Raw genomic sequence first — 22395 nt, 5'->3', positions numbered from 1 at the left:
TGGTTTCATTTTCGGGAAATGCAGATAGGGGTGAAGCGGGATTTCCCGGCGTCGCATTCGCTCAGCCGGGCTACAGTGGCTTAGAAGCCGAGGCTGTCCAGCAGGTCGTCTACCTGATCCTGGCTGGCAACTACGCCGGCTTTGGAGGTGTCGACCTGTGGTCCGTTAAGGAGGCTGTCGTTTTCACGCTTCTGGCGTGCGCCCTGTTCCGGGATGTTCTCCAGCAGAACCATCAGCAGCTGACGTTCGATCTCCTGAATCACATCCATCATGCGCTTGATAACCTGACCCGTCAGATCCTGGAAATCCTGCGCCATCATGATGTCGAGCAGCTGCGCGTTGGTAAAGCTGGTATGACCCGGCACATCGCCAAGGTATTTGCGCGTATCGGTCACCAGTTCGCGAGCATCGGCAAGCTCAATCGGGTTTTCAAACCATTCATCCCAACGCTTGGTCAATGCTTTTGCGCCCTTCTCCATTTCATCCTGATGCGGCTGCGATGCCTCAACGCTGTTAAGCGCGCGTTCAGCCGCCTGAGCGGTCATCTGTACCACGTAATCGAGACGATCGCGGGCATCGGGAATCGCCTCTGCCGCTTCCGCAATCGCCTGGTCCAGACCCAACTCGCGCAAACTGTCGCGCAGCATACGGGTCAGATTGCCAATACGGCTGATAATATCCGCGGCAGAGTGTTCATCGCCGGGCTTGATGGAAGATTGCATCATGTTCGTCACCTTACATGCCCAGTTTCTCGAAGATTTTGTTCAGCTTCTCTTCCAGCGTCGCGGCGGTAAACGGTTTCACCACATAGCCACTGGCCCCTGCCTGTGCGGCAGCAATGATGTTCTCTTTTTTCGCTTCAGCCGTTACCATCAACACCGGCATGGCCGCCATTGCGCCATCGGCACGAATGGTTTTCAGCAGCTCGAGGCCATCCATGTTCGGCATGTTCCAGTCAGAAATCACGAAGCCAAACCCGCCCGCCTGCAGCTTATTCAGCGCATCCACGCCGTCTTCCGCTTCTTCAACGTTGTTAAATCCCAGCTCTTTTAACAGGTTGCGTACGATGCGACGCATGGTGGAAAAGTCATCCACAACCAAAAACTTAAGCTCTTTATCCGCCATAAAATAATTCTCCTGATCAAATACGTATTGCCTGTCCGGCACTGATTTTTGCCAGCATCTGCTGGCTTACCTGGCTAAGATCGACCACTTCGCTGACGCCACCGGTATTGATGGCCTCACGCGGCATGCCGAACACCACACAACTGGCTTCATTCTGCGCAATGGTCCAGGCACCCGCCTGAAACATGGCATGCATCCCGGCCGCACCGTCGTTGCCCATGCCGGTGAGGATGACCCCCACGGCGTTACGCCCCGCGTGCTTCGCAACCGAATGAAACAGCACATCAACCGACGGGCGATGGCGATTAACCGGCGGCCCGTCGTGAATTTTGATTTGATAGTTGGCCCCGCTACGCGCGAGCTCCATATGTTTATCGCCCGGCGCAATGTAGGCATGGCCCGGCAGGACGCGCTCGCCGTCCTCGGCTTCTTTTACCGTTATCTGGCACAGCTTGTTCAAACGCTCGGCGAACGAGCGGGTAAAGCCCGGCGGCATGTGCTGGGTTATCAGCAACGCGGGGCTTGAAAGCGGCAGCGGCTGCAGCACATGACGAATCGCCTCGGTACCCCCCGTAGAGGCACCAATGGCAATCAATTTTTCAGAGCTCAGCAGCGGACCGGCTTTAAGCGTCACCGGGGCTGGCAGCGGCTTATGGGCGCTAATACGTGCTCGCGAAGCGGCACGCACCTTCTCGGCAATGGTTTCGCTGTAAGCCAGCATTCCTTCGCGAATACCAAGCTGCGGCTTGGTGACAAAATCCACCGCCCCCAGCTCCAGCGCGCGTAGCGTGACTTCCGAACCTTTCCCGGTCAGCGAAGACACCATCACCACCGGCATCGGGCGCAGACGCATCAGTTTTTCGAGGAAATCGAGGCCATCCATGCGCGGCATTTCCACGTCCAGCGTTAATACATCAGGATTAAATTTTTTTATCAGGTCACGAGCCACCAGCGGGTCGGGCGCGGTGGCGACCATCTCCATGTCGTCATGCTCGTTGATAATTTCCGTCATGATTTGCCGCATCAGCGCGGAATCATCGACGGAGAGGACCCTTATTTTTTTCATGTTCTTCCCTTACTTAACGCATAGACCGTTTGTCCACGCAGGCTGAACTCACGGGCAAGATGGCTAAAGTTTTCCGAATGTCCGGCAAACAGCAGCCCGTCCGGTTTCAGCAGCGGGACAAAGCGTTTAAGGATCTCCTGCTGCGTGGTCTTATCGAAATAGATCATCACGTTGCGACAGAAGATCGCATCAAACGGCCCGGGTATGTTGTAGTGAGCATTCAGCAAATTCAGCGTGGAAAAGTCCACGTAGTTCGCCAGCTCAGAACGCACACGTACCAGGCCAGAATGTGGCCCGGTTCCGCGCATGAAATAGCGCTGCAGCTGCTGCTGGGAGAGCGTTTTCAGCTCGTCCATGCGGTAAATACCGCTCTGCGCTTTCTCCAGCACTTCGGTGTCGATATCGCTGGCAAACACCTTCCAGCGGCCCGGCGCGGTTCCGAGCGTATCGGCAAGGGTGATGGCGATGGAGTAAGGTTCCTCGCCCGTCGATGCCGCTGCGCTCCACACCCGATACTCCCCCTGCCGACGCGCCGCATGCTCGGCAAGCGTCGGAAAATGGTGCGCCTCACGGAAAAATGCCGTCAGGTTCGTGGTGAGCGAGTTAATAAATGCCTGCCACTCGGGGCTGTCGCCGTTGGCCTCCAGCAGGCTGAGATAGTGACCAAAGTCGTCAAGGTTCAGCGTGCGTAGACGCCGCACCAGGCGGTTATAAACCATGTCACGCTTATGATCGGCCAGCACGATCCCAGCGCGCTGGTAGATCAGTTGACAGATCCGACGGAATTGTCCGTCGGTGAGCGTCAGGCGCTGTGTCAGTTGGCTCAGTAGTTGCGATTGCCCATTTGGCAGAGATACAGTCATAGCGCCTTCTTACATCACATCATTCACGAAACTGCGGGTACCGCAGCCAGCTCTACGCTTTCGCGCGGCGCCGCTGCTTTGATTTCTTCCAGCGAAAATACCGATACGACGTTGGTCAGGCGATCGGCCTGATCGGCCAACTGCTGCGTGGCCGCCGCGCCCTCTTCCACCAGCGAGGCGTTCTGCTGGGTGACCTGGTCCATCTGCGTTACCGCCTGCGCCACCTGTTCAATTCCGCGACGCTGCTCGTCAGAAGCGGAGGCGATTTCACCCATGATGTCGTTTACGCGGGTGACGGACTGCACAATCTCGGTCATGGTATTCGCGGAGGTTTCCACCAGTGCGGAACCTTCCTGCACGCGGGCAACCGACTCTTCAATTAGCCCTTTGATCTCTTTTGCTGCCTGTGCGCTACGGCTTGCCAGGTTGCGCACTTCACCGGCCACAACGGCGAACCCACGCCCTTGTTCACCGGCACGCGCGGCTTCCACCGCCGCGTTCAGCGCCAGAATGTTGGTCTGGAAGGCAATACCGTCAATCACGCTGATAATGTCGCTAATCTTGCGCGAACTGGTGGCGATGTTCTGCATTGTCCGAGCCACATGGGAGGCTTGCTCACCGCCGCGCTTCGCCGTATCCGCCGCACCGTGAGCCAGATTTGAAGCCTTGCGGGCGTTATCGGCGTTTTGGCTCACCGTTGCCGTCAACTGCTCCATACTGGCGGCAGTCTCCGCCAGCGATGCCGCCTGCTGTTCGGTGCGTGAGGAGAGATCGTTATTCCCAGCGGCAATTTCCGAAATGCCGGTATGCATCGCATAGCTGCCTTCGCGCACCTGGCCGACGGTGTCACGCAGCGATTGTTGCATGGTTTTCAGACCGGCAAAGATGGCGCTGATTTCATTCTTACCGTAGACGGCAATCGGACGCGCCAGGTTGCCGTGGGCAATATTGTCAAAATGGCTGCTGATGATATCCATTGGCTTGACCACCATATGGCGCACCCACCACAGCGCACCAACGGTGATGAGCACAGAGATAATCACCATGCCAATAAAGGTAATGGTCGAACGCTGATAATCGCTTTGGCTTTCGCGTTCAGCGGAAGCCACGTAGGTCTCGATATTTTTGCGCCAGCTTTCGTAGTCGTTATCAAACTGGTCCTGCGATTTCTGCACCGGTGCCGCAACAAACTCAGACAGCTGGTTGTTCTCAAGCCACGCCGTCTGGTGCGCTAACATTTCATGCCAGGCGGTGAAGGTTGTCGCCGTCTGAGCCTGGAGTTCTTTATCGTGCTCGCTCATCAGCGGCAGCGCCATAAAGCCCTGGAATAGCGCATCGGCCTGCGACAGATTCTGTTTCACGTCATCAACGATGCCGCGCACTTCATCCGGCGGATAGCTCAGCGCCGTCAGCGTGCCGGCTTTGTTCAGCATCGTGCTGGCCTGCAGCATCGCAGCGCGCGATTCCGTTAGGGTATTCAACTGCTGGCTGCTCTGGTCTATCTGATTAATGTTTTGCTGCCCATCGCGAAAAGCCCAGAAAGAGAGTCCGTTACTGCCAATCTGCAAAATGCCGCAGAGAATCAAAATCAGAAACAACGTGGTAGAGATTCGAATACGATAAAGCATCACCACACTCCTAAAGGCGGCAAAGACCGCAGATAAAATTAAAATGTTTCCCGTTAGTATCGGTACCGCGTTCGGGACTCGACGCGAGGCGTTTTGCCACTGTCGGTGCCTGATCCGCTTTTGTTGCATGCTGTGCGGACGCTACGTTAAGACGGAAAGTCGCAACGGCTTGATTCAGACGTTCGGCCTGATCTTCCAGCGCGGCGGCGGCGGTTGCCGACTCTTCCACCAGCGCGGCGTTTTGTTGGGTGACGCTGTCCATTTCTGCGACGGCTATCGCCACCTGGTCGATACCGCGACTCTGTTCATCTGAAGCAGAGGCGATTTCGCCCATAATGTCGGTCACGCGGGTGACGGCATTCACAATATCGGTCATGGTCTCGCCTGCGCTTTCTACCAGCACAGAACCGGTATCGACCCTGGAGACAGAATCTTCAATTAAGGCTTTGATCTCTTTTGCCGCCTGCGCGCTGCGGCTTGCCAGATTACGCACTTCACCGGCGACGACGGCAAAGCCGCGGCCCTGCTCACCCGCGCGCGCCGCTTCGACGGCGGCATTCAGCGCCAGAATATTGGTCTGGAAGGCAATACCGTCGATAACGCCGGTAATATCGGAAATTTTCTGCGAACTGGCGGCAATTTCGTGCATGGTGTTCACCACGCCGTTGACCACGTTGCCGCCGCGCTGGGCGGTCTCAGAAGCGCTTTGCGCCAGATGCGAGGCCTGACGGGCGTTTTCGGCGTTCTGCTTCACGGTCGCCGTCAGCTGTTCCATGCTGGCAGCCGTCTCTTCGAGGGAAGCAGACTGCTGCTCGGTTCGCGCCGACAGGTCGTTGTTCCCGGCGGCAATTTCACTGGTGCCGTGATAAATCGCCTCGGCACCTTCCCGCACATGCGTTACGGTATCGATAAGTGAGGCTTGCATATGACTGACGGTTCCCGCCAGTTCGGTGATTTCGTTGCGTCCGCGCAGCGTCAGACTTTGGGTCAGATCGCCCGCCGCAATATGGCGGATATGGCCCATGACCGATGCCAGCGGTTTAAGCAGAATGGCGCGAATACCAAACCACGCGCCCACCATCACGATAACCAGCACCACCGCCAGTACCAGCAGTTGCCAGCGGGCAATCTGGTAATCGCGGCTACTGGTGGTAAATGCGTGCTGATAGAGGCCTTCGCTTTGGGTCGCATACTGAGTCATCGCGTCACCCAGCGCGTTTTGCATTCCCTGCGTTGGCTGAGCGAAGTAGGCATCCATATTGCCGTTTTCCAGGAACCCCACCAGCTCCTGTAAGGCAGCATAGTAGTTCTGGTAGGTTTTCGTGACCTGCTGGCTGGTATCACTCATCGCGGGAAGCGCGGGCGTTTCGCTGAAACGCGCGAAATGACCTGCCGCCTGCTCAAGGGTGGTACGCGCATTTTTCAGCAGTTCGGTTTTTGCGCTGCTCTGCTGATTGGCGGTATCCATCATCATCCTGGCCGAAGAACGGCTCAGGTTGATACGGGTTTGCAATAACAGATCCCACGACTTCGTGAGCTCTGCCTGTTGGGTTCGAAGCGTATTAGATAATGCAAAGCTTTGTTGGTTCTGGTGCAACGAGGAGAACAAAAAGCCCCCGGAGACCAGCTGCAAAAGTGCGAAGACGACCAGCACCAACATCAGCAGCGTGACAACGCGGATACGGTTTAACATACAGCACCTTCTCTATGACTTGTTACGGCTGTTATCGGCATCCCAAAAAGAAACTTAAGTGCCGGGCGAGTAAAAATCTGAGGGTTGATGCGGTGCTGACGCGAGTCACTGAATAACAACGTTTTTTATAAATCATAAAAAAAAGTTGTAAATCACCTCACTTTCATACAATTTATGTGGTGAATGATTAATGACATTACATAACTAAAAAAGCATTTTTCATCGCACGACACTTTTGTAATCTGACGGGGTATTTTTTCGTGGCAAACGCAAATAAACTCACGGTTTTTATCGTGATTTTCATGCTGGCAGGCATTCTGACTGGCGCAATGATCCATTCCTACGCATCCGCAACCACCATTCAAGTCTGGTCCAGTAACATCACGCTGCTTACCGATATCTTCTTACGCTTAATCAAAATGGTCATCGCACCGTTAGTCTTCAGTACCCTGACGGTTGGGATCATGAAGCTCGGCGAGACCTCAACGATCGGTCGCGTCGGTGGTAAAGCGATGGTCTGGTTTATCAGCTCTTCGGTGCTGTCTATTCTGGTGGGCCTGTTTATTGTGACGCTGCAGCACCCTGGCAGCGGTCTGAATCTGGCCATTCCCAAAGACACCGTTGATACCGGCCTCGCCGTCAGCGGTATGAGCCTGAAAGGTTTCCTTTCCCACACAATCCCAACCAGTATCGTTGGTGCGATGGCGGATAACGAAATCCTGCAGATTGTGGTGTTCTCGATGTTCTTCGGTATTGGCGGCGCGTCGCTGGGACAGAAGTTCAACGCCCCGTTGGTTGCCGCGCTGGACGTGGTTTCCCATATCATGCTGAAGGTCACCGGATACGTGATGTACGTTGCGCCGCTGGCTATTTTCGCCGCTATCTCTTCGGTGATTGCGACGGAAGGTTTGGGGATCCTGCTGAACTACGCCTCGTTCATCGGCGGTTACTATGTGGCTATTCTGTTGACCTGCTGCGTGCTGGTTGCGCTGGGCTACATGGTGCTTAAGAAAGACGTTTTCCGTCTGCTCGGCATGCTGAAAGACCCGGTACTGGTGGCGTTTACTACCAGCAGCTCTGAAGCGGCCTACCCGAAAACGCTGGAACAGCTGACCAAGTTCGGCTGCTCGCGCAATATCGTGTCGTTCGTACTGCCGATTGGTTATTCATTTAACCTGGTCGGGTCGATGGTGTACTGCTCATTTGCTTCGATGTTTATCGCCCAGGCGTACAACATCCACCTGAGCTTCTCTGAGATTGCCGTGCTGATGCTGACGCTGATGCTGGCTTCCAAAGGCATCGCCGGGGTACCGCGCTCCGCGTTGGTCGTGCTGGCAGCCACCATCCCGAGCTTTAATATTCCGGTGGCGGGTATCCTGCTGCTGATGGGTATCGACCACTTCCTTGATATGGGTCGTTCGGCGATTAACGTGCTGGGTAACGGCGTGGCGACGGCAATGCTGTCGCAGAACGAAGGTCAGCTCGAAGAAGTTGAGCCTGAGGTTGTGCAGCAGAATATGTAATATTTGAGCCGTTCCCGGCGGCGCTTCGCTTGGCCGGGAAATGCACTCAAACAAAAGCCAGACCCCAGGGTCTGGCTAAATCCAACAAAAACCTATCACAGCCGCCCTGAAGTTGACTCCCCTTCCCCCGACGACCCAAAAGCAAATACTCAAGCGCAATGAAAAAGCCCGCCTCACTGGCCAGAGACGGGATAAAACAGGGTTTAGATAAAGATACGCATACCGACCGCAGCAAGGTGATCGGAAACGTTATAGCTGTCATCCGTATTGCCGCTGGCTTTCTCATAGCCGTATTCAATATAAGTGACGGCATTTTTGCCTAACCAGTAATCGGTACCTAACGTCGTGGACTGGAAGTGCTGGCCGTCCATCGCGTCACCGCCTTCGGTCCAGTCAAAGTTAGCGTATACGCTCCACTCCGGCGTAATTTTAAACTGGGACGCATATTCCAGACCGAGAATCGTTTCCTGGTCATCGGTGGCATTGCTCGTACCGCTTCTTGCCGCATTAACATCATCAACTTTGTTGATGTAATAGGTAGCCTGCGCGGCGTTATACCAGGTGAAACCGTCGAAGTTCGCGGTGTATTTGGCGTTCATCCCCATGGAGTAAGTATTACCGTCATAGGATGGGCCGGTAACATAGGTAACCGGTACGGTGCCGCCTGTCGTACCGTAATCTTCGTTGATCGTTTCCGTTCCCTGATTCACCGTATAGTTGTTATATGCCGCCGCACCAGAAATAGAGAAGCCGTTATCAAAGCGATATTGCGCCGCCAGCGCACCGCCGCCATGTACGGTAGCAGAACCATCATGATAGGCATCATGCATATCCGGGCCATCGCCGTAACCGCTGCCAAATCCAATGCTATCCACATCATCATTTCCCTGGCCCATCACGCCAACGGTAAATGCTTTGGTGTTGTAATAGTAAATCGCTGCCGAGTTAACAATATCGGTCGACATCCCGGCAGTGTCATGTTTTGCCTTACCGCCATAAGCGTAAGTCGTATCAATACCCAAACCCCAGTCGGTTGGCGCGTATTGTTTACCGAAGGTAATAACACCGTATTCATCGTTTCCTAAACCGGCATAGGCCTGGCGGGTATAAACATCGTTACCCTGATCGTCAGTCGCGGAATCCAGACCGTGCATACCAGTTTCATAATAACCGGCGGCATAATAGCCTTTATCATTAATTTTCTGACGCAGCGCGACGCCCAGACGTGAATCGTTGTTCTGGATATTATGTTCTACGCTATGCGCGGAGTCGTCTTTGGCATACAGGCGAATGGAACCCATAATAGAAATTGCCGTGTCATCGCCCTGATAAACCATCTCACCTTTAGTTTGTGTCGCCGTATAGGCTGGCGAGGCGAAGTCGCCGCTGGCAGCCAGCGCATATGCCGGAGCGCCTACCGCTGCGGTAATGGCCAGAGCGATAATAGAGGGTTTAATCATTACTGTTTTTACGCGCATAGAAATCCCTTAATCAATATTTAAGATTATGTTTTTTGATAACGTTAAATTTATAAGTGGGAAAGAAAGCGTTCTCTCCACGAGGGAAATATTAATTGCAGAAAGATTCTATTTACTACGCGGAACAATAAAAAATAAGACAATGATCACTAAGAATTATTTCCTTTCCAGCAATCACATAATGATTATATTTTTACAGTTTGATGAATTTAGAATTCAATTTATGAATAAGCCAATTCAAATATAGATATAAGTATTGCTAATTATAAATGATAAACCATTTATTAATAATTACAGTACATTAAAAAACAACACCGACTACCAATATCATTAATTACATTAACATTATTTTTTCATAGCGCGCTAATCTATCGTCAACTCAGGTTGATTTCATTTACACCCAATGAATTTGCGATATACCCCAATCGCAAAAATTGAAATTATTGATATATTAATTCTATTGATTTGATTGAATTATTCACTTTGAGAATATTTATATTTTATCGAGGTGCATAAATCATAAATAAAATAAAGTGGGTGTTATCAGGAATTGAGAACCAGGTAGGTATTAAAATCACAAATTTTAAATATTCAACTTCAGCGGAAAAACAGGGTTCATCGTTTTATGACGATGAACCCTGTGCCCATTATGCAGCGTGGCTTGCCGCGCTATCCAGCAATGCCATCTCTTCGCTATTGAGCAGCTTCTCAATATTCACCAGAATCAGCATACGGTCGCCCAATGCGCCAAGCCCGGTCAGATATTCGGTAGAAAGCGTTACGGCAAACTCCGGCGCCGGGCGAATCTGCTCGGCGGCCAGAGAAAGAACATCGGACACGCCGTCCACAACGATACCCACAACACGTTGACCGAGATTCAGCACGATAACCACCGTATTGTCATTGTACTCGACGTCTTCCTGGCTGAACTTCACGCGTAGGTCAACAATCGGCACAATCACGCCACGTAGATTGGTCACGCCTTTAATAAAGGCCGGGGTGTTCGCAATGCGCGTCACCTGATCGTAGCCACGAATCTCCTGCACCTTCAGAATATCGATGCCGTACTCTTCATTGCCCAGCGTAAATACCAGGAATTCTTGCCCAGTCGGTTCACCCGCCAGCTTTGTTACATTCGTCATACCGGTCATGTTGTTCCCTTATTTCTGCGTATCAGGCGGCGGTGCTCGCCAGACGTTTTTCACGGTTGAGCCCCTGCAAGGCAGAGACATCGACAATCAGCGCGACGCTGCCGTCGCCAAGAATGGTGGCCGCGGAAATACCCGGCACTTTGCGATAGTTGCTTTCAAGGTTTTTCACCACCACCTGATGCTGACCAATCAGTTGATCCACCAGCAGCGCATAGCGACGCCCCGCGCTTTGCAGGATAACCACAATGCCCTGCGTCGCTTCGGTTTTCGCCCCTTGAACCTCAAACGCTTTCCACAGTTCCACCAGCGGCAGATATTCACCGCGGACTTCCAGCACGCGCTCGCCGCCCGCCAGCGGATGCAGATCTTCTTCGCGCGGCTGCAGCGACTCCATCACCGCGTTAAGCGGTAGGATAAAGACCTCTTCGCTGACTTTGACCGACATACCATCCAGTATCGCCAGCGTCAGCGGCAGCAAGATGCGGATGGTGGTACCGGAACCTTGCTTCGACTGGATCTCAACGTGGCCGCCCATCTCCTGGATGTTACGTTTCACCACGTCCATTCCCACGCCGCGCCCGGAGACGTCAGTCACCTGCTCTGCCGTCGAGAAGCCCGGCGCAAAAATCAGCATCCCGACCTCTTCATCGGTCATGCTTTCATTTACCGCCATGCCCTGCGACATCGCCTTCGCCAGAATACGCTCGCGATTCAGCCCCGCGCCGTCGTCGGTAACTTCGATACAGATGTTACCGCCCTGGTGTTCTGCGGACAGAATCAGGTTGCCCACGGCCGATTTCCCGGCGGCGAGACGCGTTTCCGGCAGTTCAATCCCGTGGTCGAGACTGTTACGCACCAGGTGCGTTAACGGGTCGATAATGCGTTCAATCAGGCTTTTATCGAGTTCGGTTGAGCTGCCCATCAGCGTCAGTTCAACCTGTTTGCCAAGCTTGCCCGCCAGGTCGCGAACCAGGCGTGGGAAGCGGCTAAAGACATACTCCATCGGCATCATACGAATCGACATCACCGATTCCTGGAGGTCACGCGCGTTGCGCTGCAACTGCCCCATGCTGGTAATCAGATCGCCGTGCGATACCGGATCAAGCGCGTTTGAGCGCTGCGCCAGCATGGATTGGGTGATAACCAGTTCACCAACCAGGTTAATCAACTGGTCAACTTTTTCTACCGCGACGCGAATGCTGGTCGATTCGCTGCTACGGGCGGCTGGTTTTTCGCGTTCTGCGCGCGGTGCAGCCGGGCTTGGTGCAGCCGCCGTTGCGACTGCGGCGGCAACCGGTTCAGCGACCACTTCTTCCATTACGTCAGGTTCGGCTTGCGCTTTCTCCTCGGCCGCAGGCGCGGTAGTAAAGTCAATCTGATCGGCTTCGATGACAAAGCACAGCACGGCGACGATATCATCTTCGTCCACGCCGCCCTCTATCACGGCGGTTAAACTATCGGCCGTTTTGCTGACCTGGCTTAACGTCGCCAGGTTGTTCAGCTCTTCTTCCAGCATATCCGGCTCGCCCGCCTTCAGGCGTGAGAGCGTAATCTGTTTTTTCCCGGCAACAGCCGATGCATCCGCGTTAGCTGATACCTCCGCCTGCTGCGTTGCGTTGTCTACCACGCTTAAGCGCGCACCACCCGCCACGGGAGGGACACTTTCACCTTTCGCTTCCAGCGCCAATTGGCGCAGCGCATTGCAGATATATTCGAAGCTGGCAGCGTCCGGTTCGGTGGAGCTTTTATAGGCGTCGAGCTGTTCCTGCATAATATCTTTGGTTTCCAAAAACAGGTTGATAATATCGGTGCTGAGCTGCATTTCCCCGCGACGAGCCTCGTCCAGCAAGTTTTCCATCAGGTGCGTGGTTTCCTGCAACACGGTGAAGCCAAAGGTTCCCGCGCCGCCTTTAATCGAGTGCGCAGCGCGGAAAATAGCATTCAGCTGTTCAGCATCAGGGTCGTCCACTACCAGGTTCAGCAGATGCTGTTCCATATCGGCCAGAAGTTCATCGGCCTCATCAAAAAATGTCTGATAAAAATCGCTGATATCCATGCTCACGCTATCACCTCGAGTCGGGTTGTGGCGGCGTAGTCCCTGCCGCTGCTGAAGAGGTATTCGGCGACTGGATTACGCTTAAAGGTTCATTCTGGCTCTCGGCATTCTCATGGAGAATGGCCTGCTCAGCCTGGTTATTCAGCACCAGCAGGCTGATACGACGGTTAATCGCATCGTTGCCACCGTGCTCTGATAAGCGCATCGAGTTAGACATCCCGATAACGCGCAAAACTTTGCCATCATCCAGCCCGCCAGCGACCAGCTCGCGGCGCGAGGCGTTGGCGCGGTCGGCCGACAGTTCCCAGTTGCTGTACCCTCGTTCACCAGAAGCGTAGGGGTAATCATCCGTGTGCCCAGACAGGCTGACTTTGTTCGGTATTTCATTCAGTACCGGGGCTATCGCGCGCAAAATATCGCGCATATACGGTTCCACTTCGGCGCTGCCTGTTTTAAACATTGGTCGGTTCTGGCTGTCGATAATCTGAATACGCAGCCCCTCCTGAACCAGGTCAATCTTCAGATGCGGGCGCAGCGCGCGCAGTTTAGGGTCAGCTTCAATCAGCTGATCCAGCTCACCGCGAATCCGTTTGAGACGGTTGGTCTCCATCCGTTTTTTCAGGTCGTCAATATTCGGCTGTTTCTGCACTTCCCCCTGCTGCTGGGTGACATCATCACCGCCGCCGGGGATCGGGCTATCGCTGTTCGCCATCCGAGGGCCACCGCTGATAGCCGTCGCCAACGGGGTACGGAAATACTCCGCGATCTGGATAAGCTCTTTCGGGCTTGAGATGGAGATAAGCCACATCACCAGAAAGAAGGCCATCATGGCGGTCATGAAATCCGCATAGGCAATTTTCCACGAGCCGTGGGCGCTACCGTGCGATTTATGTTTACGCCGCTTTACGACGACAATAGGATGCGATTGGTTTTTCATGCGTCCTCGGTTGTGGTCTGCTGCTGGCCAGCCGGGTTACGCACCGCACGCACATGTTCTTCCAGCTCGACGAACGAAGGACGTTCGCTGGTGTAAAGGGTTTTACGGCCAAACTCGACGGCAATCGGCGGTGCATAGCCATTGAGGTTCGACAGCAGCGTAATTTTGACGCACTGCATCATTTTAGTCGTTTCTGCGCTTTTCTGGCGCAGTACGCTGGCTAACGGAGAGACAAATCCGTAGGCCAGTAAGATGCCAAGGAATGTTCCCACCATCGCGTGGGCAATCAGCGCCCCAAGCTCTGCTGCGGGTCTGTCAGCTGAACCCAGCGCGTGAACAACCCCCATTACCGCCGCAACGATACCGAAAGCCGGCAGTGAGTCGCCGACCAGCGCCAGGCTGTTCGCCGGAACTTCACATTCGCTTTCATGGGTTTCAATTTCTTCGTCCATCAGCGCTTCAATTTCGAAGGTGTTCATGTTGCCGCTGATAATCAGACGCAGATAGTCGACGATAAATTCCAGCATCACTTTATCGGCAAGAATGCGCGGATAGCTGGCAAAAATTTCGCTCTCTTTGGGGTTTTCAATATCGCGTTCGAGCGAAAACATCCCCTGCTGGCGCGACTTCGCCATCAGACGATAAAGCAGTGCCAGCAGGTCCATGTACATCGTTTTTGTGTATTTCGAGCGACGAAACAGCAGCGGCAGCGCCTTAAGCGTGCCCTTGATAGCCTTGCCGTTGTTCCCGACGATAAAAGCCCCGACACCCGCCCCGCCGATGATAATCAGCTCGGCCGGTTGATACAGTGCCCCAAGGTGTCCGCCGGTCATCATATAGCCGCCGAAAACTGTCCCCAAAACAACCAGGTAACCTATTAAGATAAGCACGTTATCATCCTTCCACCGTTGACCATGAGTGGAGACAGATGAGCAAAGTCACTAACCGACGGGTAAAAAAAAGCAGCGATCATCAAGACCGCTGCTGGAGTGTTTTATCCACACCGTGTGGGTTAAACAGCTTGCTCTATCTGTTCATCCAGCAGTTGTGGATTACTATCGGCAAGATTGTCGGAAAGTTTACGTCTTTTTACTGCGCGAGATGGTGGCTGGCAAAGGCTGCAAACAAAGCTGCCCGCTGGCTGGTGCGCATGAGTAATGAAATTGCCGCCGCAGGAATGGCAGCTGGAGAGTTCAAGCATTCCGCTTTCCACAAAGCGGACTAACGTCCATGCGCGAGTCAGCGCCAGAAGCGGCCCGTTATCCTGCTGTGGACATTGTTCGAGGTACAAGCGGTAGGCTTTAATCACGGCGTCCACGCCAGAGCACTGTCCGCTTTTGAGTAAAAACTGCCAGGCATTACAGAACATGGAAGAGTGAATATTCTGTTCCCATGTCATAAACCAGTCCGTGGAAAACGGCAGCATTCCTTTTGGAGGCGGGCTGCCGCGCAGTTCTTTGTACAGCTTAATCAGACGACCACGGCTGAGCTGGGTTTCACTTTCCAGCATCTGCAAACGCGCGCCCAGCGTTATCAACTCCATAGCAAGCTGAATATCGCGGGCTTCCTGAACAATGCTTTTTTCGCTCATTTTCAGGCCCTTTTCTTACGTGCAGGTTCGCCTGATTGGCTGGCTTCATTCAGCAGTCTGGTGGAGAGCAGAATACCGGTATGAATCTGCTGTAAGTCGTCAACTCGTGACTCTTGCGTAAGACGGGTGATGCTTTGAGCATCATCAAAACGGAACTGGCAAACTAACTGGTTGGTCTCCGCAATTTTCACCATCTGCGGAAGAGTCAGTTCACCAAGAACTTTAGCCATGGCCTCGTTGATGCCGAGACGAAACATAGCTGAAGCCTTATCCTGACCAATCAAACGCTGTGCAAGAAGCAAGTAAGACAAATTGATGTCATAAATGTGCTTTAGCAACTCGGATGTATGCATTTTCCCCATCCCGAATAACCAATTAGTACTTTATGCGGTCAAACCGCATACCCCGTGATGTCGTCGGGCAAGGCCCGATAAAAAAAATCGGTCGAAATGCATAGCCGATTAGGTGAATCTTTCTGCAGGGTTGTCGGTCGGCGCGTTGACCTCTCGCCCGACTAACCTAAACATTTCTTACAATTTACTAAGATTTTTCCTAATTCGACGCAACTTTACTCGCCAGATGTGACACATACAATGTTACTTCGCTGTTAATTTGAAATTTATGTGATCTCCGTCACAAAATCAAATCAAATTTCGCCCCTCAATCCATCAGTCTCAATTGTATTTTGAGTATTATTTAAGCAAAAAAATCGCTATTTTATTCCAGCCTAACGGATATTCATTCACCGAAAGTATTTAACAAAGATTCAGGACGAGGGACTTTACGCGAGCCAGATGCGAAAAAATTATCACAGATCATGCTTTCATCTAATAAATAAAATTCATTTTAAATTCAACAAATTGAAACATATAATCATTTGCCACAAATTAATTTGCATGTTATTTACTTTTTATTAACAATATTTCAGCAAAAATTAAATGTTTATCCGCCTTACTGGTTACATCATATATTCAGTGCGGCTTATGCAATTTACGCACCTTTAATACCGTCATTCGCATAAACCTTGCTAATGTATTAGGTTAAGTTATAGACAGCGATACTCCCCCCAATGCTTGCAGCGAGGCGGTAAAAAGAGTAAGAGATGAAGGATCGAGTGCGTGTCATTCAAGCAAGGAGGTCTGATGTCTTACTCACATCTTTTGGTGGCCGTTGCGCCTACCCCAGAGAGTCATGAGCTGCTAAGGAAAGCAGTGGAAATCGCCGAGCCTGCCGGTGCCCGTATTAGTTTGATAACGCTGTCAACTGACCCGGAGATGTACAACCAGCTGGCTGCACCAATGCTGGAAAATCTGCGTGAATTGATGCAGGAAGAAACGCATCAATTTCTGCAAAGCCTTTCTGACTCTACCCACTACCCTATCTGGAAAAGCCATATTGCCTCGGGTGAGCTGTGCGATCACGTCAAAGCATTCTGCCAGAATCACCAGGTTGACCTGGTTATCTGTGGTAACCATAACCAAAGCTTCTTCTCACGCGCCACCTGCTCGGCCAAAGCGATTGCCGGGAATAGCGGCGTTGATGTGCTGTTGGTGACACTGTAACAAATGATGAAACCCGGCGTCGCTGCGCTCGGCCGGGTTACGGATAGCTATTTTTTGTAGCCCGGCCGAGCGCAGCGACGCCGGGACCAATATCACACAATCAGACTGTACGCTTCGCCTTCTGTTTGTAGCGGTCAAAAATCACCGCCGCCAGTAAGATCAGGCCACGCACGACATACTGAGAGAACGGGGAAATATTCAGCAGGTTCATAGCGTTTTCTACCGTTCCCAGAATCAGGATCCCGGCCACCACATAAGAGATCTTGCCGATCCCGCCCTTCAGCGACACGCCGCCCAGCACGCACGCCGAGATAACGATCAGCTCATAACCAATGGAAGTCATCGGCTGGCCGCTGGTCATACGCGAGGCCAGAATAATACCCGCCGCCGCGGACACCAGCCCGGATAGGACAAAAATGATTATCTTGGTACGCACCACGGGAACCCCCGCCAGACGCGCCGCTTCTTCATTACCGCCAATCGCCAGGGTATTGCGCCCGAAGGTGGTTTTATTCAGCAGTAAACCGAAAATAATCAGGCACCCAACGGTCAGCCAGATTGGTGCCGGCAGCCCTAGCCAGTTGGCATAGCCGAGGGTAAAGAAGCGCTCGTCTTCAATACCCACCGCCTTGCCATCTGAGATAATGTAGGCGAGGCCTCGCACAATCTGCATCGTCGCAAGCGTGGTAATCAAGGCGTTGATTTTCAGTTTCGCAATAACAAAACCGTTGACCAACCCGCTTAACGCCCCGAGCAGCAGACCGGCAAATACGCCAATCCATAGGCTCTCAGTGAGGTTAATCACCACCGCCGTGGTGACCCCCGCGCAGGCAATCACCGACGCTACCGACAGGTCAAAGTCGCCGGAAGCGAGGCAGAAGAGCATTCCGCAGGCCACCATTCCCGACATAGAAATCGCCAACCCTAACCCCTTCATATTGATGAATGAGGCAAAATTTGGCACAAAAATGGCGCAGCAAATAAACAGCACGGCAAAGACCACCAGCATGCCGTACTGATCCCAGATACGGCCAAAACTCAGCGACGTGCGGCGTGCGCCTGGTGTAGTAACAGATGACATCGTAACCTCCTTCCTCAGGCCACAGCCTGACTGACTTTAGGCATAGCCAGGCTTAACGCCTGTTGTTCATTGGCGCTGTCGTGCAGCAGCTCACCGGAAATCTCCCCTTCCCGCATCACCAGGATGCGGTCAGCAACGCCCAATACTTCCGGCAGGTCGCTGGAGGCAAAAAGCACCGCTACGCCCGAGGCCGCTAGCGCGTAAATCACGTTATAGATTTCATGTTTGGCCCCAACGTCAATCCCGCGCGTCGGTTCATCCAGCAGGATGACCTTCATCTCCTCAGAGAGCCAACGCCCAAGAATTGCTTTCTGCTGATTACCCCCGGAGAGGTTCATAATCAGCTGCTGCGCCCCCGGCGTTTTGATATTCAGAGATTTAATATGATGTTCAGCGTTGGTTGACTCCCACGCATTGTTGATAAGACAGCCAGCGTGGATATGCTTACGCCGGGCGCTAATGTTGATATTGTCGCGCACCGAATGGACCGGAATAATCCCCTCGGCTTTGCGGTCTTCCGGGCAAAGCATCATCCCGGCACGAATGGCCTGCGCTGGCTTATCGATAGTCACCGGCTGGCCGTCGATAAATATCTGCCCGCCGCTGAGCCTGGTGCCACCGAAGATCCCTTTCATCAGTTCACTTCGTCCCGCCCCGACTAAGCCAAACAACCCGACGATTTCGCCGCTGCGCACAGCAAGCGAGATTGGCGTGCGAACGCCCGGCGCTTTCACCTGGTCAAGGCGCAAACGCTCATCGCCATACTCGCGTGACTGCCAGCCGTAGATATCACCGATTTCACGCCCGACCATTGCCTGTACCAGGCGGTCATGGCTGACCGCTTTGATATCGTCAAATGTGCAGACATAACGACCGTCTTTGAACACGGTAATCGCATCGCTGAGGGCAAAAATCTCCTCCATGCGGTGTGAAACATAAATGATCACCCTGCCTTCTTTGCGCAGTTCGCGGATGACCCTGAACAGATTGTCGATTTCGCGCGCGGATAGCGAGCTGGTCGGTTCGTCAAAGGCGATAACCTTGGCGTTACGCGCCAGAGCCTTGGCAATTTCCACCATCTGCCACTGGCCGATGGAGAGATACTTCAGCGGCGTATCGGGGTCGATATCCAGACCCAGATGCTCCAGCTGCAGCCGGGCTTCATAGTTCAGCAACGAGCGGTTAACGAAGCCGCCGCGGCTCGGTAACTGCCCTAGATAAATATTTTCCGCCACGGTCATTTCCGGGACGAGATGCAGTTCCTGGTAAATAATTGCGATACCTGCGTTCAACGCCGCAGTGGTATCGGCAAAAGAAATCTCTTCTCCCCGCAGCACCAATGACCCAGAGGTTGGCGCATAATTGCCGCTGAGAATTTTCAGCAGCGTGGATTTACCCGCGCCGTTCTCCCCCATCAGCGCATGCACCTGTCCGCTATAGCAATCGAAGCTAATATCGGACAGCGCTTTTACGCCGGGGAAGGTTTTGCTAATACCGCGGAAAGAGAGATAAGGGGTAGATTGTTGCATCGCAACCTCCACAATGACACGACCCGTCTCCCTCCGCTGTCGCGAAGGGAGAACTATCAGGACTCAGAGGCCTTTTTTCGCCAGCTCTTCTTTGAAGTTATCGCGGGTAATCAGCACCACGTCAGTCACCGCAGTAAATTTCGGTGGCTCAGCGCCTTTCTGTACCCAGTTGTAGAGCAGTTCACTGGTTTTATAGCCGTGAATATCCGGGCTTGGCAGTAATGAGCCGAAGAAGCCGGTAGCCTGGGCTTTAGAAAGCTCATTGACCGCATCAACGCCGTTAATGCCGATACCAATGACGTTGGCCGCTTTAAAGCCCTGGCCTTCCGTCGCACGCACGCCGCCCAGTACGGTGTTGTCGTTCATGCCGATAATCAGCCACTGTTTCACTTCCGGATGCTGTACCAGCAGGGAGTTACCGGCATCGAATGCACCCGGGATATCGTTAGATTTGGTAGGTACCTGATAGATTTGTTTTTCCGGGAAGCCCGCCGCTTTCAACGCGTCCATTGAACCGGTCGTACGACGGCGCGCCGTATCCAGTTCGTTCGCGGTGATGGCCATCACGCCGGTCGTTTTCACATCCCAACCGCGCTTTTGCATTTCTTTGTAGAGTTCCTGGCCCTGACGCGCGCCAATTTCGCTCGCCGCCATCATAACCAACGGTACATCTTCCATCGGTTTACCTTTGGCGTTGACGAACTGATCGTCGACGGTGATCACTTTCATGTCATAGCCGCGCGCTTTAGCCACAATGGCTGGCCCTAATTTCGGGTCTGGGGTGCAGATAACAAAGCCTTTTGCGCCGCTAGCCGCCAGGCTATCAATCGCATTCAGCGTTTTCTCCCCGTCCGGCACGGCAATTTTAATCACGTCAAAGCCGAGGTCTTTACCGGCTTTATCGGCAAATTTCCATTCCGTCTGGAACCAGGGTTCCTCGGGTTGTTTCACTAAAAAACCGAGCTTGAGATTTTCAGCCATAGCTGATTGTGACATAACCGCTGCCAGACCAATGGCCGCCAGCGCTTTGGTAAATTTGTGCATGGTTAACTCCAGCCTTAATGTTCTTTTATGTAGGGAAAAATCAAATAGGTGATTTAAATTAGACATAAAACAAAGTATTAGCCGTATTATTAACAGCGTTAACGTTGTTGAAACATTAATAGCCCGGAATGCGTTTTCCAGAAGAGAGCGGCATCACACCGCAGAATTACAGTAGGGTGATGCATATATTCAGCAATTAAGTACATATAGAAAGCGTGAATTGTCGGACAATTCACGCTAAGGGATAGCAGATTTATCTATATAACGAGTGGGAAAATCCCTTTAACCGGAATTTGTTAACAATTACCAGCGGTAATAGATGTGATCGGCATGGTCGCGAACCGGCGCTTCATCACCCAGCAGGCGAGCGGCAACGGTGAAGGCGAAATCAAAGACATGACCAAAGCCTTTGCCGCTAATCAGATTGCCATCTTCGACAACCGGTGCATCAACATATTCACCGTTTTTCACATCCTGCCATAAATCCCCGGAGCAAACGTAACGGCGCCCTTTCAGCAAGTCATTACCTGCTAATACACGTGCCGCCGCAGAGCAGATTGGGCAGATAAACTTACCTGCCGCATCGTGGGCCGCGACGAATTTAACAACATCGGCATTCGCCGCCAGATTCACGCTCCCCTGAGGGCCGCCTGGCAGGACAACCGCGTCGTACAGCGTATCAAGGCGTTCTGCCAGCGTCGCATCGGCAACCATCGGAATATCGTGATAGCTGACAACCGCTCGGGACTCAGCGCAGGACACCAGTTCAACGCCAATGTGCAGACGACGTAGGATATCAATCGTGACAATCGCTTCCCCTTCTTCAAAACCTGGGGCCAGCAGTACAGCAACCTGTTTCATTTTAACTCCTGTCATTTTAATCAACGCATCTTCCCTGAGGCGGCAAAACGGGAAGAACTTGCGTACCCTTAATTACGGCAAACAGCATCTACCGGCTGTCTAATAGCAAAAATGATCTAAAACAAATTTAACCTTGTTTTGATATTCAAGACAGCCACTTAAAAATACATGCTTTGTCTGATAAACATTATTCGTAAAATGCCATTCATCGTAAATAATACGTATTAATTTCGCTTTAACTTTAATATTCATTGAAAAACAAGATCGCGATCACACTTTAAATGCCCATCGAGCCCTAGCAAACCTCATGTTAACAAAGCCTTACGGAAATTATACAAACGCGTTATATTCACTGTTAATCATCGCATTAAGAAAATATATCTCTGCCAATGGCGTTAATTTTAATATAGGTTGTAACGAAACGTAAAAAGCAACCCATGAGACTTTTCTTATATCTACACTCAGCGTATTATTTTTTTGACGAAGGGATTTAATATCCCAAAGTCAGACGCAAGGACTACAGGTAATATGTAGTCACACTCTAACGCGGAAATAGCGCATGGTTAGCGGCTATTACGAACTATGCGATTTAACGCGTATCGTTCCTACCAGCAATAAGGATATTTGTATGGCAGTTCCAGGAATGGTTCAAAAGCTTAATGCACAGATGAATCTTGAGTTTTCTGCATCTAATCATTATTTGCGTTTGAGCGAGTGGTGCTCAGAACATAGGCTGAATGGGACCGCGACGTTTCTACGTTCACGGGCTCAGTCCAGCGTAACGCAGATGATGCGCGTGTTCGACTATATGAAGAAGTCTGGCGCTTATCCGGTGGTTAAAGCTTTTGAAACCAACGAAGATAAATGCGCGACCCTCGAAGATCTTTTCCTGAAAACAATCGAAGGCCATGACCAACGTGCTTCAACGCTGTCAGAATTAACTGAACAAGCTAAAGTGCTTCATGACGATAACACCCTGACGTTCCTGAACGCTTTGGAAGAAGAGCAGGAACAGGATGGTATCTTGCTGAAGACGATTCTGGATGAAGTTCGCAGCGCACGAAAAGCCGGTCTTTGCATTCAACAAACCGACCAGCATCTGCTGAATATCGTGACTCAGCAGCAACATTAATTGATTTCAGAAGGGCGGCGTCTCCGCCCTTCTTTTATTGGTATTCCGGGCCGTTTGCCCGAAACCTCACCGCGT

At 52.3% G+C, this 22395-nt stretch carries 20 protein-coding genes; 3 read left to right on the top strand and 17 right to left on the bottom strand.

The features are described from left to right. Positions 1 to 80 precede the first annotated feature (80 nt). The 6 genes from cheZ to tar are packed head-to-tail and all read right to left on the bottom strand — an operon-like array spanning position 81 to position 6375. A complete protein-coding gene (cheZ, locus tag MY052_RS09425; protein ID WP_035895243.1) occupies positions 81 to 725 on the bottom strand; it encodes a protein phosphatase CheZ in 645 nt (214 codons plus the stop codon). A gap of 10 nt (positions 726 to 735) precedes the next feature. Beyond that, positions 736 to 1125 (bottom strand): chemotaxis response regulator CheY, encoded by a 390-nt coding sequence (cheY, locus tag MY052_RS09420; RefSeq protein ID WP_024552273.1) that lies wholly within the window; start codon positions 1123 to 1125, stop codon positions 736 to 738. A gap of 16 nt (positions 1126 to 1141) precedes the next feature. After that, complete coding sequence (locus MY052_RS09415) at positions 1142 to 2191, bottom strand: protein-glutamate methylesterase/protein-glutamine glutaminase (protein ID WP_035895240.1); 1050 nt, start codon at positions 2189 to 2191, stop codon at positions 1142 to 1144. Then, on the bottom strand, positions 2188 to 3054 hold the full coding sequence (cheR, locus tag MY052_RS09410) for a protein-glutamate O-methyltransferase CheR (protein ID WP_035895238.1): 867 nt from the start codon (positions 3052 to 3054) through the stop codon (positions 2188 to 2190). Before cheR ends, MY052_RS09415 begins: the two co-directional genes overlap by 4 nt. Before the next feature lie 23 nt (positions 3055 to 3077). After that, entirely contained in the window at positions 3078 to 4682 is a 1605-nt protein-coding gene (locus tag MY052_RS09405; RefSeq protein ID WP_248538655.1) for a methyl-accepting chemotaxis protein, read from the bottom strand. A gap of 10 nt (positions 4683 to 4692) precedes the next feature. Then, positions 4693 to 6375 (bottom strand): methyl-accepting chemotaxis protein II, encoded by a 1683-nt coding sequence (gene tar / locus MY052_RS09400; RefSeq protein WP_248538654.1) that lies wholly within the window; start codon positions 6373 to 6375, stop codon positions 4693 to 4695. A gap of 260 nt (positions 6376 to 6635) precedes the next feature. Here tar and MY052_RS09395 point away from each other — a divergent pair, with 260 nt between their 5' ends. Further along, entirely contained in the window at positions 6636 to 7898 is a 1263-nt protein-coding gene (locus MY052_RS09395; protein WP_115074050.1) for a dicarboxylate/amino acid:cation symporter, read from the top strand. A gap of 203 nt (positions 7899 to 8101) precedes the next feature. On the opposite strand, the gene MY052_RS09390 is transcribed toward MY052_RS09395, so the two are convergent. The 7 genes from MY052_RS09390 to flhD all read right to left on the bottom strand — a co-directional run bounded on the left by MY052_RS09390 (position 8102) and on the right by flhD (position 15464). Next, on the bottom strand, positions 8102 to 9376 hold the full coding sequence (locus MY052_RS09390; RefSeq protein ID WP_248538653.1) for a porin: 1275 nt from the start codon (positions 9374 to 9376) through the stop codon (positions 8102 to 8104). 647 nt (positions 9377 to 10023) lie between these two features. Next, positions 10024 to 10527 carry a chemotaxis protein CheW gene (cheW, locus tag MY052_RS09385; RefSeq protein ID WP_035895231.1) on the bottom strand — a complete coding sequence of 168 codons (504 nt, stop codon included), beginning with the start codon at positions 10525 to 10527 and terminating at the stop codon, positions 10024 to 10026. Positions 10528 to 10549: 22 nt separating this feature from the next. Further along, positions 10550 to 12589 carry a chemotaxis protein CheA gene (gene cheA / locus MY052_RS09380; RefSeq protein ID WP_035895229.1) on the bottom strand — a complete coding sequence of 680 codons (2040 nt, stop codon included), beginning with the start codon at positions 12587 to 12589 and terminating at the stop codon, positions 10550 to 10552. A gap of 4 nt (positions 12590 to 12593) precedes the next feature. After that, positions 12594 to 13520 (bottom strand): flagellar motor protein MotB, encoded by a 927-nt coding sequence (gene motB / locus MY052_RS09375; protein ID WP_115074046.1) that lies wholly within the window; start codon positions 13518 to 13520, stop codon positions 12594 to 12596. Then, the gene (gene motA / locus MY052_RS09370) at positions 13517 to 14410 is read right to left on the bottom strand and encodes a flagellar motor stator protein MotA (RefSeq protein ID WP_035897203.1); all 894 of its coding nucleotides are present in this window, start codon (positions 14408 to 14410) and stop codon (positions 13517 to 13519) included. Before motA ends, motB begins: the two co-directional genes overlap by 4 nt. Positions 14411 to 14532: 122 nt before the next feature. Further along, the gene (gene flhC / locus MY052_RS09365; RefSeq protein ID WP_181814576.1) at positions 14533 to 15117 is read right to left on the bottom strand and encodes a flagellar transcriptional regulator FlhC; all 585 of its coding nucleotides are present in this window, start codon (positions 15115 to 15117) and stop codon (positions 14533 to 14535) included. After that, complete coding sequence (flhD, locus tag MY052_RS09360) at positions 15114 to 15464, bottom strand: flagellar transcriptional regulator FlhD (RefSeq protein WP_035897207.1); 351 nt, start codon at positions 15462 to 15464, stop codon at positions 15114 to 15116. Before flhD ends, flhC begins: the two co-directional genes overlap by 4 nt. A gap of 789 nt (positions 15465 to 16253) precedes the next feature. On the opposite strand from flhD, the gene uspC reads away from it, so the two are divergent. Next, on the top strand, positions 16254 to 16673 hold the full coding sequence (gene uspC, locus MY052_RS09355) for a universal stress protein UspC (protein WP_035897208.1): 420 nt from the start codon (positions 16254 to 16256) through the stop codon (positions 16671 to 16673). Between the two features lie 100 nt (positions 16674 to 16773). Here the strand turns inward: uspC and araH are convergent, their stop codons facing one another. The 4 genes from araH to MY052_RS09335 form a co-directional block, all read right to left on the bottom strand. Further along, entirely contained in the window at positions 16774 to 17754 is a 981-nt protein-coding gene (araH, locus tag MY052_RS09350) for an arabinose ABC transporter permease AraH (RefSeq protein WP_035897211.1), read from the bottom strand. Positions 17755 to 17768: 14 nt separating this feature from the next. Continuing rightward, entirely contained in the window at positions 17769 to 19283 is a 1515-nt protein-coding gene (gene araG / locus MY052_RS09345) for an L-arabinose ABC transporter ATP-binding protein AraG (protein WP_035897212.1), read from the bottom strand. A 63-nt stretch (positions 19284 to 19346) separates the two neighbouring features. Then, on the bottom strand, positions 19347 to 20327 hold the full coding sequence (locus tag MY052_RS09340; RefSeq protein ID WP_185669426.1) for an arabinose ABC transporter substrate-binding protein: 981 nt from the start codon (positions 20325 to 20327) through the stop codon (positions 19347 to 19349). A gap of 303 nt (positions 20328 to 20630) precedes the next feature. Next, a complete protein-coding gene (locus MY052_RS09335; protein WP_202217724.1) occupies positions 20631 to 21188 on the bottom strand; it encodes a DJ-1/PfpI family protein in 558 nt (185 codons plus the stop codon). A 628-nt stretch (positions 21189 to 21816) separates the two neighbouring features. Between MY052_RS09335 and MY052_RS09330 the strand changes: the two genes are divergently transcribed. Next, complete coding sequence (locus MY052_RS09330; RefSeq protein ID WP_115074044.1) at positions 21817 to 22320, top strand: non-heme ferritin-like protein; 504 nt, start codon at positions 21817 to 21819, stop codon at positions 22318 to 22320. Positions 22321 to 22395 lie beyond the last annotated feature (75 nt).

Origin of the sequence: Kluyvera ascorbata (assembly GCF_023195735.1) — a bacterium.
GTDB lineage: Bacteria > Pseudomonadota > Gammaproteobacteria > Enterobacterales > Enterobacteriaceae > Kluyvera > Kluyvera ascorbata.
The sequence above is the reverse complement of the archived record's forward strand: the minus strand, read 5'-3'. Positions and strand labels throughout refer to the sequence as shown.